General features: G+C 39.5%; 15 protein-coding genes. 5 read left to right on the top strand and 10 right to left on the bottom strand.

The window, feature by feature from the left end; all coding sequences use genetic code 11:
* Positions 1-47: 47 nt before the first annotated feature.
* Genes IA57_RS00235 through rlmD form a run of 3 tightly spaced genes read right to left on the bottom strand, consistent with a single transcriptional unit; the run spans position 48 to position 2,674 of the window.
* Complete coding sequence (locus tag IA57_RS00235; RefSeq protein ID WP_308418516.1) at positions 48-776, bottom strand: DUF6048 family protein; 729 nt, start codon at positions 774-776, stop codon at positions 48-50.
* Entirely contained in the window at positions 748-1,257 is a 510-nt protein-coding gene (locus IA57_RS00230; RefSeq protein ID WP_131505662.1) for a DUF6452 family protein, read from the bottom strand. The genes IA57_RS00235 and IA57_RS00230 overlap by 29 nt, the downstream gene beginning before the upstream one ends.
* 7 nt (positions 1,258-1,264) lie before the next feature.
* Entirely contained in the window at positions 1,265-2,674 is a 1,410-nt protein-coding gene (rlmD, locus tag IA57_RS00225) for a 23S rRNA (uracil(1939)-C(5))-methyltransferase RlmD (protein ID WP_036117658.1), read from the bottom strand.
* A 184-nt stretch (positions 2,675-2,858) separates the two neighbouring features.
* Between rlmD and rocD the strand changes: the two genes are divergently transcribed.
* Entirely contained in the window at positions 2,859-4,103 is a 1,245-nt protein-coding gene (gene rocD, locus IA57_RS00220; RefSeq protein WP_036117655.1) for an ornithine--oxo-acid transaminase, read from the top strand.
* A 63-nt stretch (positions 4,104-4,166) separates the two neighbouring features.
* Here the strand turns inward: rocD and IA57_RS00215 are convergent, their stop codons facing one another.
* The 4 genes from IA57_RS00215 to IA57_RS00200 form a co-directional block, all read right to left on the bottom strand.
* Complete coding sequence (locus IA57_RS00215; RefSeq protein WP_036118663.1) at positions 4,167-4,580, bottom strand: DUF2752 domain-containing protein; 414 nt, start codon at positions 4,578-4,580, stop codon at positions 4,167-4,169.
* Positions 4,564-4,842 carry a CD225/dispanin family protein gene (locus tag IA57_RS00210; protein ID WP_036117652.1) on the bottom strand — a complete coding sequence of 93 codons (279 nt, stop codon included), beginning with the start codon at positions 4,840-4,842 and terminating at the stop codon, positions 4,564-4,566. The genes IA57_RS00215 and IA57_RS00210 overlap by 17 nt, the downstream gene beginning before the upstream one ends.
* A gap of 82 nt (positions 4,843-4,924) precedes the next feature.
* Positions 4,925-5,257 (bottom strand): CCC motif membrane protein, encoded by a 333-nt coding sequence (locus IA57_RS00205; protein WP_036117649.1) that lies wholly within the window; start codon positions 5,255-5,257, stop codon positions 4,925-4,927.
* A 5-nt stretch (positions 5,258-5,262) separates the two neighbouring features.
* A complete protein-coding gene (locus tag IA57_RS00200) occupies positions 5,263-5,550 on the bottom strand; it encodes a DUF2752 domain-containing protein (RefSeq protein ID WP_036117647.1) in 288 nt (95 codons plus the stop codon).
* A 96-nt stretch (positions 5,551-5,646) separates the two neighbouring features.
* On the opposite strand from IA57_RS00200, the gene IA57_RS00195 reads away from it, so the two are divergent.
* Together IA57_RS00195 and IA57_RS00190 are read left to right on the top strand one after the other, a co-directional pair.
* A complete protein-coding gene (locus tag IA57_RS00195) occupies positions 5,647-5,835 on the top strand; it encodes a hypothetical protein (protein ID WP_036117644.1) in 189 nt (62 codons plus the stop codon).
* Positions 5,836-5,838: 3 nt separating this feature from the next.
* Positions 5,839-6,393: a Smr/MutS family protein gene (locus IA57_RS00190; RefSeq protein WP_036117641.1), complete on the top strand. Its 555-nt coding sequence runs from the start codon at positions 5,839-5,841 to the stop codon at positions 6,391-6,393.
* Here IA57_RS00190 and IA57_RS00185 read toward each other — a convergent pair.
* Complete coding sequence (locus tag IA57_RS00185; protein WP_036117639.1) at positions 6,390-7,361, bottom strand: hypothetical protein; 972 nt, start codon at positions 7,359-7,361, stop codon at positions 6,390-6,392. The two genes, IA57_RS00190 and IA57_RS00185, sit on opposite strands and share 4 nt — an antisense overlap.
* A 125-nt stretch (positions 7,362-7,486) precedes the next feature.
* Here IA57_RS00185 and IA57_RS00180 point away from each other — a divergent pair, with 125 nt between their 5' ends.
* Positions 7,487-8,635: a cysteine desulfurase family protein gene (locus IA57_RS00180; RefSeq protein WP_036117636.1), complete on the top strand. Its 1,149-nt coding sequence runs from the start codon at positions 7,487-7,489 to the stop codon at positions 8,633-8,635.
* 15 nt (positions 8,636-8,650) lie between these two features.
* Here IA57_RS00180 and IA57_RS00175 read toward each other — a convergent pair whose 3' ends face one another.
* Entirely contained in the window at positions 8,651-11,113 is a 2,463-nt protein-coding gene (locus IA57_RS00175) for a TonB-dependent receptor (RefSeq protein WP_051880945.1), read from the bottom strand.
* Between the two features lie 7 nt (positions 11,114-11,120).
* Entirely contained in the window at positions 11,121-12,815 is a 1,695-nt protein-coding gene (locus IA57_RS00170) for a M23 family metallopeptidase (protein ID WP_036118657.1), read from the bottom strand.
* 200 nt (positions 12,816-13,015) lie between these two features.
* Here IA57_RS00170 and IA57_RS00165 point away from each other — a divergent pair, with 200 nt between their 5' ends.
* Positions 13,016-13,306: a hypothetical protein gene (locus IA57_RS00165; protein ID WP_036117633.1), complete on the top strand. Its 291-nt coding sequence runs from the start codon at positions 13,016-13,018 to the stop codon at positions 13,304-13,306.
* Positions 13,307-13,308: the final 2 nt, after the last annotated feature.

The following is a 13,308-nucleotide window of genomic DNA, read 5'->3' as shown; positions in this document are numbered from 1 at the left end:
GTTATTTGAAAGGGAAGCCCGTTTTTATACGAGATTTTCCCGGTGGATTAGTTTTTGTTTTTTTTAAACAACGGAATTAAATAAGAGAGGTTGTAGCCGTAGCCAAATCCAAAATCTCCACTGTCGTAAGTTTTATGATAGCCAGGAACGTAGAGGTTTTCGAATCCTTCGGGCTGATCTTGGTTAATGGTGTATTTAAACTGAACATTGGCGCCAAGGTATAAATTGTTTAGGATTTCTACTTTTAGTCCAACAATAACTTCGCCCCATAATGCCGATAGACCGCTAAACTCGGTAGGCACTTCATGGGTGTATTGTGGTGCCCAATATTGGTTTTCGGCGTATACACTATACGATTCTAAGGTTTGCGAAAACGTGCTTGCGGCAATTCTAAAGCCACCATAAATCATGTTTTCCATGCCGTACCAATTGTCGTAAGCATTATAATCTACACCTGCTTTAAAGTAGGTGCCTTTTGTGGTGTTGGTTAGTTGGTCGTTTTGGGTAAATTTTTCTTCGGCACCTATTTCGCCAGCCAGATACCATTTTTTGGTAAGTCGGTAATCTCCATTAATCTCGAATCCGGTATAATCATCATCGACAAACGAACGGATTAATTTACCTATGTCGCCCCCAAGGCGTATGCCGTATTTTTGTTTTGTTTTTAACGAGTCGACCACTTGGGGCTGCTCTGGAATACTATCGTTTTGGGCACTTAAGCTAACGAAAAACAGTAGGCAAATGGTGTTAATGGTAAATGTTGTAATGTATTTCATCTTCATTATCGACTATAAGATTATCATTCGCAGGCAAAATGTTTTGTATCCAGGTATTGCCATCATCTTCTACGGTTATAGTTACGTTCTTAAAAACGGTTTTGTAGCCGCAGGCTCTGGAAAGGTATTCTTGCTCTAAAGTGTAGGAAATGGTAATTATATCCTCATTGCCCAAGATGTTGTCGTTGTCGTCAACACTATAGTTTTTATGCACTTTATATTGGGTGGTGTTTTCGGTCGTTTTAAGGGGCAATAACATGTCGCTTTTATCGGTTGCATTGTAGCCTTCTAAAACGTTGTCGTTGCCCACACCTTGCACGCGAAGCTTAAACACGGTTTTGGGCGCGTCTTCATTAGGAAGGTTGGCATCGAAAAAGGCGATTTTAATGCGGGCCGTGGTGTTGCTTTCAGAACAGATATCGTCGCGTTCGCAGGCCAAAAGGGTTAGAAAGAGCAAAAGAGCAACCGTTATTTTTTTCATAATAATTTTATCTTCTTTCCAAAAGTACAACATTTTCTACATGGTGCGTTTGCGGAAACATGTCGACAGGTTTAATTTTGGTGACTTTGTACATGGCGTCCATTAATGCTAGGTCTCTTGCCTGCGTAGCCGTATTGCAACTTACATAAACTATTTTTTTTGGTGCAATATTTAGGATTTGCTTAACAACATCTTTATGCATGCCGTTTCTTGGGGGATCGGTAATAATAATATCGGGATTGCCGTGGGTTGCAATAAACGCATCGTTAAAGATGTTTTTCATGTCGCCGGCAAAAAATGCGGTGTTTTCAATGTTGTTTAGTTGCGCGTTTTCTTTGGCAGCTTCAATGGCCTCTGGAACGGCTTCTACACCAATAACTTTTTTGGCTTTTTTGGCAACAAATTGGGCAATGGTTCCGGTTCCTGTATATAAATCGTAAACAAGCTCGTCGCCAGTTAGCCCAGCAAAATCGCGGGTTACTTTATAAAGTTCGTAGGCTTGTTTGGAATTGGTTTGGTAAAATGATTTGGCGTTAATTTTAAACTTTAAGCCTTCCATTTCTTCAAAAATAAAAGCGTTCCCCTTGTAGGTTATAACGTCTTGATCGTAAATGGTATCGTTACCTTTTTCGTTTATAACATAAAGAAGGGCACTGATTTCGGGAAATTTTTCGGCTAAAGCATCTAAAAGTAATTCGCGTTTGGCTTTGTCTTCTTTAAAAAACTGCACCAAAACCATAAGGTCGCCGGTTGTTGCCGTTCTTATCATTAGGGTACGTAAAAAGCCGCTTTGTTGTCTAGTATTAAAAAACTCGAGTTGGTTTTCTACAGCAAAAGTCTTAATAAAATTTCTAATATCGTTAGAAGGGTCTTTTTGTAACCAACATTTTTTAATGTCTAAAATTTTATCCCACATGCCGGGAATGTGGAAGCCAAGGGCATTTTTATCGCCTAAGTCTTCTTCAGAATTGATTTCGTCTTGGGTTAACCAACGGCTATCGCTAAACGAGAATTCCATTTTGTTTCGGTAGAAATACGGTTCCTCAGCTCCTAGAATGGTGGTATTACTAGGCAACTCGATATGCCCTAAACGGGTTAAATTGTTTACAACCTCGTTTTGCTTGTATTGCAATTGGTGTTCGTAAGCCATGTTTTGCCATTTGCAGCCGCCACAGGTGCCAAAATGTTCGCAAACAGGCTGGGTGCGTTTGCTTGAATATTTATGAAATACGGTGGCTTTTCCTTCGTAATAGGCTTTGCGTTTTTTAAAGGTTTGCACATCTACTATATCGCCAGGTACGGCGTTTGATAAAAAAATAACCTTTCCATCGGGGGCTTTGGCAATGGCCTTGCCTTTTGCTCCTGCATCGATAACCTCAAGTTCGGTAAAAACTTTCTTTCTGTTTTTTCTAGACATGCTGCAAAAGTAGGATGTTTTTTTATAGCAAAAAACACCTGTTAAATATTTTAAAGAGCAGTTAATATTTAGTAATTTGCGGACGCTTAGGGATGATTTCTCTCCCACGCTGAATTTTCGAGACTTCGGAAGAATAAAGGTAGAGAAGGAATAGGTATTTTTTCACACATAAATTTTATTAAAAATGGCTGTTTTAGACCAATTGTCATCGCAGCAGGCGATGGATTTAGAAAACAAATATGGCGCACACAATTACCACCCACTACCTGTGGTTTTAAGCAAAGGTAAAGGCGTATATGTTTGGGATGTAGAAGGCAAACAATATTACGATTTCTTATCGGCTTATTCTGCCGTAAACCAAGGGCATTGTCACCCTAAGATTGTTGAGGCGATGACCACACAGGCACAAACCCTTACCTTAACTTCTAGAGCGTTTTACAACGATATGTTGGGACGATTTGAAAAATATGCAACAACATATTTTGGGTTTGATAAACTGCTACCCATGAACACAGGAGCCGAAGCTGTAGAAACTGCTTTAAAGATTTGTAGACGCTGGGCTTACCAAGAAAAAGGTATTGATGAAAATCAAGCCGAAATTATTGTTTGCGAAAACAATTTCCATGGAAGAACGACAACCATCATTTCGTTCTCTAACGATCCCGTAGCCAGAAAAAACTTTGGCCCATACACCCAAGGATTTATTAAAATTGATTATAACAATTTAGAAGCTTTAGAAGCGGCCTTAAAAAACAATCCTAATGTAGCTGGGTTTTTAGTAGAGCCCATTCAGGGAGAGGCTGGTGTTTATGTGCCAACCGAAGGTTATTTGCAAAAAGCCAAAGCCCTTTGCGAAAAGTATAATGTGCTGTTTATAGCCGATGAGGTACAAACAGGAATTGCTAGAACAGGAAAACTTTTGGCTTGCGATCATGAAAATGTAAAGCCTAACATCTTAATTTTAGGAAAGGCCCTAAGTGGTGGAGCTTACCCTGTAAGTGCCGTACTGGCAAATGATGATATTATGGACGTTATAACTCCTGGAAGTCACGGGAGCACATTTGGAGGGAACCCTGTTGCCGCCGCTGTAGCCATGGCTGCGTTAGACGTCGTAAAAGAGGAAAACCTAGCCGACAACGCCGAAACTTTAGGACAACTTTTTAGAGCAGAGATAAACAATTATATAGCCGAAAGTAATATTGTTAAGCTTGTAAGAGGTAAAGGCTTATTGAACGCCATTGTTATAAACGATGACGAAGAAAGCGAAACCGCTTGGAACATTTGTTTGGCCCTTCGTGATAATGGTTTGTTGGCTAAGCCAACTCATGGTAACATCATTCGTTTTGCACCACCTTTAGTTATGGATAAAGCGCAGTTATTGGACTGTGTGTCTATAATTATTAAAACGTTAAAAGCATTCGAGAAGTAAACTAACCAACGTTTTTATATCGTTATAGAAAATGTGATCGGTGTTAAAGCTGGTCACATTTTTTTATGGTGCTAACATGGTAAACGGGTAGAAGGGGAGGTTTCTTAAACACCAGAATACAAGTACAACAACCAGCACCGCTATGGTAAATTTTGAAGTGTTTATAAGGTTGTAGGTTGTTTTGTTAAAGCATTTGGCCCGTATCCAGGTTAAGGCCTCATAGCCCAGCACAAAAAACAAGAGCAAAAACAAATAGTTGTGGCCAAAGCCTTGTAGCAAATTACCATTTAAAATGTCGTGTATGGCCCTTTGGCTACCACAACCCGGGCAGTAAAGTCCTGTTACGGTGTGAAACGGACAAGGCGGAAAGATGTTTGCCTCGGCAGGATTAATTAAAAAATATAGCGATACTGCGCCAATAAGCAGTATCGCTATAATAAGGTATATAAAAAACCGAAGTTTAAAAATCACCACCATTTGCTAATGCTGCAAAAATTGCAAGACCATAAATAGCAAACACCACCACATATATTAGTACGGCTAGTGCAATAGATACAATGCCCCATGTTTTGGCATTTTTCGAGGCTTTTTCGGCTTCATCATATTTTCCGTCTTCGTAAAGGGTGTTTACTTTTGTGGCGTAAATAATACTTACAATACCTGCGGGTAAGCAACATAAAATGGTGCTAATAATTGCAAGTGCTAAGTAACTGTTTGGTCTGGTTGGTTTAATTTCCATAGGTTATAGCGTATAAAAAATTTATCCAAAAATAATAAAAAAGTGACTGTTTAAGCCACTTTTAAATGATATAAGGAGGAGATTAATTGCTCTGTTGTTGCCATTGCTCCATCATCTGTTGCGATTGCTCCATAATCTCATCCCAGCCAACAGTAGCTATTCTATAAATAGTAGCCACAAAGTACAGCACGTTAATGGCTAAAATAATAAGAGCCACAATTTTAGCGGTGTTCATAGCTTTAACACTTCCGGGGTCGTAACTCTCGGGGGCTAGCTGAGCCTTTTTTAAATTGCTTTTAGCTACAAAAAAGGCAATTCCTGCCAAGATAAATCCTAAGCCACCAAAGCAGCAGCAAAGTAAACCAAGAATAGACAAGACATAAACAAGGGTAGGGTTGAGTTTTTGTTGTTCCATAATATTTAATTCACAGTTTTAATAAAAAAGCTTACCACGATGGTAACAACCGATAGTATGGCAAGCAGGTTAATAATTTTATTTGAATGTTTGAAGTTAAAGAAAAAATTAAGACCAATAAACAAAGCTAAAGCCATTAAGGTGTAAATGGCAGGGTACATTTTAAACGCTGCTAAAAACTCGCCATTGGCCAAGAGAACAAAAGCTCGTTGAATGCCACAGCCCATACAATCAAACCCTAAAATTTGTTTGTTTAAGCAAGGTAGCATAAAATTTTCCGCTCCAAGCGCCATCTTTTTTTGTTTTGGACTAAAGTACTAATTAATTTTAATGGAAATAGAATGTAATTAAACGTATTTTTGTTATTTCAATGCCTAAGTACACTCAAAATGAAATTTAATAAAATTATAAATTATCTTCTTGTTATAATTGGCGCAGTAGTAGCCATATATGCGCAAGCCGATGAAAAACAAGACACAACCATATTAATTTTAGGGCTGTTTTGTTTAATGTTAGGGGTTTATCGTATTTCACGATCAATTCCGAGTAAATCTGAAGAAGAGCATCACGAAAACTAGCTTATGGAAATTAAAGTAGGGCAAACGGTATCGGTTTTAGATGAGGATTTAACGGGCACGGTTGTTTCGGTAAAAGCCGGAAAAGTTGTTGTTTGCTGCGATGGCTTTGATTTGGAGTTTGCAGAAAATGAATTGGTGGTTATTGATGATGCGATTAATACTTCGGAAGTCGCCCCAAGTGTAGAGGCTCTAAAAGAGAAACAATTGCCCAAAAGGCGCCAACAATCTCAAAAGAAAAAAGCCAAAGATAAATACCAACCAACTTTTGAAGTCGATTTACACATTCACCAGCTTACCGACACCCCAGGACGTATGACTAACCACGACATGTTAACTTTACAGGTTGATACGGCCAGACGGCAATTGGAATTTGCCATTAGAAAACGGTTCCAGAAAATGGTGTTTATTCATGGTGTTGGCGAAGGCGTTCTAAAAATGGAACTGGAATACTTGTTTGGTAGGTATAACGTAAAATATTACGATGCCGATTATAAAAAGTACGGTTTGGGTGCTACCGAGGTGTATATCTACCAGAATGCAACGCCCGATTCCAACTAAAACTCTGGGGTAAAATCCCTGCTTTCGGTAGAGATTTCCTTAGTACCAAAATCGAAGGTGCTTTGGTTTAAGTTAGAAAACGAAATATTTTCAATAAAGATGTCGATAACAAATACCTGTTTTATTTCATGCGTGCGGTATTCGGTTGCTAGAACCTCGGTACTTACATCTGGGTTAAGGTAGTCGGCCACATTGGGATTGGTAAAATCGTTGGCCGGATTTTGGTTTTGGGTTTGGTTTTCTTCGTTTATGGTTAGTATCCCATCGCCATCATCGTCATTGTCCAAATAGTTTGGTACGCCATCGTCATCGGTATCAACAGGGTTGGTTAGTGGGTCGTTGTCTGTATCATCGTCATTATCGCCATCGTTGTTGCTGTCTACCAAATCAGAGTCGATAAGCTCGGTTTTTGTTAAAACGTTATCGCCATCGTCATCTTCATCCAAGTAGTTTGGTATGCCATCGCCATCGGTATCGTCGTCGTTTAAATCGCCATTTCCGTTTCGGTCTTCCATTTCGGCTGGAATTCCATCATTATCGTCTTCAATTAGTGTTGTTGTAATGGTAAAGGTGCCACTTGTACTCGAGTAGTCTTCGGCAATGTTTAGATTAGAAGGTGGTACATCGCTACAAAAAGCATTGTTTCCAACGGCCGAATTATAGGTTCTGTAATTAAAGGCATTGCTCGAGCCGTTTATGGTACCTGTAATTTCTGGGTTTACCAGCTGCACTAAGGTAAGGTCGCCATCAACAATAGGTTCTGTTGCTATAATGTCTTCTAAAGAATTAATAGGACTGGTTACTTTTAGCGAAAGTGACTCGTTGGGGTCAGATTTTGTTTTGTAGAAAACAACATCGCCACAGATGTTAAAGGTATCGTCAAAATCTAACGAAACTGTAAAAACATCACCATCATCACAAGACAAAAAACTGGTTAATAAACCAAAAAGCAAGACATATTTTCGCATAGCATTTTCTTTAATAGGGACAAAAATAAAAGATATTGTTAAATATAGGAATGTTGTCCCCAGTAAATAATTTTATTTGAATATTTTTGTGCCACAATTAACAAAACCTTATAAATATTCAGTTTATGAAGTCTGTATACTTAGATAGTGCTGCAACTACCCAGGTAAGGGAAGAAGTGATAAACGACATTCAAGATGTTTTAAGCCATAGCTATGGCAATCCGTCATCTACCCATGCTTTTGGGCGCGCATCTAAGACTATTGTAGAAACAACCAGAAAAACCATAGCCAAATATTTAAATGCCTTACCGCAGGAAATTATTTTTACGTCTGGTGGTACAGAGGCCGATAACATGATATTGCGTTGTGCCGTACGCGATGGTGATGTAAAAACAATCATTACGTCGGCTATAGAACACCATGCGGTTTTACATACTGTAGAAGAACTAAAAAGTGAATACGGCATTCGTGTGGCGTATGTTAAGCTTCAGGCATGTGGCACGCCAGATTACGACCATCTAGAGCAATTGCTTGCTGAAAACAACGATAAAAAATTGGTGAGTTTAATGCATGTTAATAACGAAGTAGGTAACATTTTAGACATCCAGCACGTTGCAGCGCTTTGCAAGGCACACAACGCTTTGTTTCATAGCGATACTGTACAGTCTATAGGACATTATGAGTGGGACGTGCAACAAATTCCTATTGATTTTATGACGGCAGCTGCTCATAAGTTTCATGGCCCGAAAGGGGTAGGTTTTGCCTACATAAGAAAAGACAGCAACCTTAAACCGCTAATTTTTGGAGGCGCACAAGAACGCGGTTACCGTGCCGGTACCGAGTCGGTTCATAATATAAAAGGATTAGAGACGGCGTTTAAACTGGCTTACGATAACTTAAACGAGGAACGCACCTATGTTCAAGGTTTAAAAGATTATTTTAAATCGCAACTAGAAGCTGCAATACCAGCGGTGAAATTTAACGGCAATTGCCACGACAATACTAAAAGCACCTATACGTTAATTAACGCCTGTTTGCCCATGTCGCCAGAAAAAGCTTTAACCTTACCGTTTCAGTTAGATTTAAAGGGCATAGCATGTTCTAAAGGAAGCGCTTGCCAAAGTGGTAGCGGCAAGGGGTCGCATGTTTTAGACCATATCCTTTCAGAAGAAGACAAGCAAAAACCCTCTATTCGTTTTTCGTTTAGCAAATTCAATACGAAAGAAGAAATAGATTACGTTGTAGCGGTTTTAAAAGAATTTGTTGCGAGCTAAAAAAGCGTTTCTTTTTTAAAACTTCATGGTTGTTCGTACATTAAACACTCTTGGTGTTAGGTAATTGGGAATGGCGTATTGCCGTTTGCTATAAACATCCCTTACCCAAGTGTTAGTAATGGAGTTTTGCACATCGAAAATATTAAAGATCTCAAACCCAATCGATAGGTATTTAAAAGGTTTTCGCCACCCGCGATTAAAGGTCTCGTTGTAATCTACAATAACATATTGCAGCCCCAAATCGGCACGTTTGTAATCTGGTAGTCTATTTTGGTACTCGTAGGGATTGGCATAGCTTGGCGAGCCCCCGGGCACGCCTGTATTGTACACCAGGTTAAGGTACATTTTCATTTTAGGCATAACAGGCACATAGTCTTGAAATAAAGCGGCAAACTTTAAGCGTTGGTCGGTTGGTCGTGCTATGTAGCCTTGGTTTTCTATATTTTCTTCGGTTTTTAAGTATCCAAAACTAACCCACGATTCTGTTCCTGGAACAAATTCGCCGTTAAGCCTTAAATCTAAACCATAGGCATAGGCTTTGGCATTGTTTTTAGCACGGTAACGAATGCGTACATTCTCTACGGTATAGGGGTTAACATCGGTTATTTTTTTGTAATAGGCTTCGGTGGTTAATTTAAAAGGTCTGTCCCACATTTTAAAACTGTAATCGTTGCCAAGAACCACGTGGTAGGATTTTTGGGCTTTTACTTCGGGATTTACCTCCCCAGAAGCGTCTCTAAGCTCGCGGTAAAAAGGCGGTTGGTAATATAAACCACCACCAAGCCTAAAGAGCATGTCTTTTTTCCAATCGGGTTTTACCGCTATTTGGGCTCTGGGGCTTAAGGCAATTTGCGATTTAGATGTGATGTTGTTACCGCTTACGGCCCATTGGTGTGCCCGGCCGCCAACATTAAACCAAAGTTCGGTTTTTTTAATATTAAGGCGTCTGCTCCATTGTAAATACGCTTGTATCCGGTCTATTTGGGTTTGGTTTTTAGCGCGTACATTTTGAAAGGCTGCTAAAGGGCCTTCGTACGGGGTGTAGGGTTGGTCGTTAAAAGCATCGCTACTTGGTGGCGCTATGGAAAACCCTGCCGAATCGATAACCTCCCATTCAATTAACCGATCGCGAATATCTTCGTGGGTGTATTTTAAAGACCATTCAAAGTGGTTGTCTTCTAATTGATAGCTGCCTTTGTGCTCAAGGTTGGTTATTAAGGCATCCAAATCGTTTCGTCCGTGGTTTAATTGGCTTCCTATGCCTTCGCTAAATTCTACTTCGCCAAGGTTTTCATCGCCAATGTTGGTGTTAACTTCCCCTAAGCGGTATTGTGCCAAGATGTCGAAGTATTCTTCTTCGGTGGTGTGGTAGGTCGACCCAATAAGTTGCAAAGTTAGGTTGTCGTTAACGGTATAGGTTCCTTTTAAAGCGCCAAACAGGGTTTGGTATTGGTCTTTTTCTTGCCCTTGGTAATAAACTAAAAGCGCTAAAGGATTGTCCAAGGTACCAAAATTGGTCTGTCTGGTTTTGGGTTGGTAGTCGTATTTGTTTAGTGAGGCATTGCCTAAAAAGTCCAACTGAAATTTATCGCTAAACTTATAGGTTAAGTACGATTGCACATCAAAAAAAGTGGGGTCGTAGTTGGTTTCTGTTTGCTTGGCATCGACCAATAGGCTATTGTCTCTATACCGAACGCCTACAATTCCGGTAAATTTCGAATCTTTACTGGCGCCTTCAACGGCAAGGCTTCCGCCCAACAAGCTGGCATCTAGGCTTACGCCAAAATCGTAGGGTTGACGGTAGGTAATGTCTAGGACAGACGATAGTTTGTCGCCGTATTTTGCTTGAAACCCACCGGCAGAAAAGTCGACATTTCTTACCAAATCGGTATTTACAAAACTTAGGCCTTCTTGTTGTCCAGACCGAATTAAAAAGGGTCTGTACACTTCAAAGCCATTAACATAAACGAGGTTTTCGTCGTAGTTTCCACCACGAACAGCATATTGGGTGCTCAATTCGTTATTTCCGCTAACACCGGGAAGGGTTTTTAACAGGTTTTCGACCCCTGCATTGGCGCCTGGTATTTTTCGTATGGTTTTAGGCTCTAGGGTAATAATGCCTTCTATTGCTTTGCGTTTTTCGCTAGAGATGACCACGGTAGAAATTTGTTCGACATTGCTGCTCATAACAGGGTTAAACTCCATAGACTCGCCGTTTTTAAGCGTAAATGTTGCCTGAATGGTTTTAAAGGCAAGATGCGTAAAACTTACCGTAACCTCTTGGTTTGCCGGGATTTTTAGAAGGAAAAACCCGTTTTGGTTGGTTGTGGTTCCTGTTTTTTGGGCTGTAATGTTAACATCGCCAATGGGAGCGTTGTTTTCGTCTAGGATAATACCTTTAAGCGTTCCTGTTTGTGCGGCACCCCATAGCGGTAGGAGTACAAGGCAGATGAGTTGGATTTTGAAATAGGCCTTCAAGTCTGTTTTATTTTCTATAGAATGTAGCTTCAAATGTAGAACTATTTCCTACATTATCGGTTACAATTACCTTTAAATTATTTTTGGTTTCGGTGATGTTGCCGTCTTTAAAGTCGTGGACTAAGGTGTCTGTTTTATAATCGTACTCCATTAAAATCCATTGGCCATTTACGGTAGCCCTGTAGTTTGATATTCCAGAGCCTTTATCGTCTATTTTTAATTTAAGATAGCGGTATTTGCTTAACCACTTACCATCTGAAAAGTTTATGGGTGCAATGGTAGGCGGGGTTTTATCTGTTACCAAGGCATATTTTCCTAAGGTTTTGGTGGTTGTGTAAATGCTGTTTTCTGTTTTGTGGGTTTTGGAGTAAAGGGGGTAGTCGTTATAGCCCACCAAACGCGCAATGTACAGGTGTTTTAAGTCTTCTTTTTTAAAAGCTGAAGTATCGTATGTAATGGTAAAGTACTTTTTAGTGGGGATAATGTCTTTATGAAGGCTTACCGTATCGTTACTTACCGAAAAGTCCATGTAAAAATTGTCGTAAAAGGTATCTTTATTAAAATGGACGGTAATGTTTTTATGCAACAGTTCGTTGTCTTTATCGGCTTGTATGTAGTAAAAGGTTTCTTTTTTTGGTGTTCGTTTAACGTCGGTTTCCTTTTTTCCTTCAATGTTTATGGTTAACCAGCTATCGTTATCATGAAAATCCTTTACCCGTACTTTATAAACCGAGGCCGTACTGTCTTCAATAAATAAATAGCCATTGTCGTCTACTTCGGTATACAGGCTTAAGGGATTGTTCTTTTCGATAAATAATTTCTGTAAACGATCTTTGTGGGTTTTGTAGTAACCGTAATCAATCAAGCAATTAATATGCTTTGTCTCGTCGAAGGAGAAGCGTTTAAACCCGATGTCTATTTTCTTGTTGCCGTTAAAAAATGTTTGGATGTTGTAAACGCCATTGTTGTTGTAGGCAAGATCTTGTCGGTCGTTAGTCTCTATGGCAAAGCCTATTTTTCCGTAGGCTTGTATTTTTTCTGTTGTATAATCGCCATTTCCCAGTGCCCGTAGTCGTAGTTTTTGCACTTCGTTGGATTTGTTGGCATGGGCATCGTCGCTAATGGGGTAGACCATTAGGCTTTTTATTACGGGTTTGGTGGTGTCTTTTACATCCATGCCAAAAAGCAATGGGTTTATGGGGCGCTCCATATTATCGCGAATTTCAAAATGGAGGTGTGGGCCTCCAGACCCTCCGGTATTGCCACTATATGCGATAACTTCGCCCTGTTCTACGATAAGCTCGTCGTTGTTTGGGAAGCGTTCAATTTCGAAAGTTTCATCTTCGTACTGTTTGCTTTTTATATAGGCCTCTATTTTAGGACTAAACCTTTGCAAGTGGGCATAAACCGTTGTATAACCGTTAGGGTGTGTAATGTAAAGTGCTTTGCCGTAACCAAAGTGCTGTACTTTTATGCGGCTAACATAGCCACTGGCCGAGGCATATATTTTTAACCCTTCGCGTTGTTGGGTTTTAATGTCTAATCCAGAATGAAAGTGATTGGAGCGCAGCTCGGCAAAAGTACCCGAGAGAACAAGGGTAATATCTAAGGGATGTACAAAATAGTCCTTAGGGTATACGTCTTTAGTTTGCGAAAAAATTAAGGCGGGTAAAAAAAAGATAAGGGCAAATTTTTTAAGCATAATACGTTTTATCGAAGGATTAAAATAATTAAAACAAAAGGCTAAAATATTAATTAGATATGTATTTACAATAGAAAATAAAATAAGAAACATACCGTTTATTAATAGAAACACAACGTTAAAACACAAATTTTATTCAAAAACAATTGTGATTTTAGGTCAGGAGTCTTAACTTTGTATGATAAGTATGCGTATAGCCAATGAGTGGGATTGAACAACTTGTTGAACGTCTAGAAAAAAGTATTGAAGAAACACTTTTAAAAATGGACGCATTACAACAAACCAATGAACAGCTTGAACAAGCGTTGCAATTGGCACATGAAAAGCTTCAAGCCCAAACACAAATAAGTACGGCTTGGGAAGACAAGTTCGAAGCTTTAAAGATGGCAAATACCATGCTTGGTAGTGACAATAACAAAAGAGAAACTAAGCTCAAAATAAACACATTAATTCGGGAGATTGACTACTGTATTTCAGAACTTTCCGAATAGAT

Origin of the sequence: Mangrovimonas yunxiaonensis (genome assembly GCF_000733475.1) — a bacterium.
GTDB classification, from domain to species: Bacteria; Bacteroidota; Bacteroidia; order Flavobacteriales; family Flavobacteriaceae; genus Mangrovimonas; species Mangrovimonas yunxiaonensis.
This window is presented reverse-complemented; position numbering and strand designations above follow the sequence as displayed.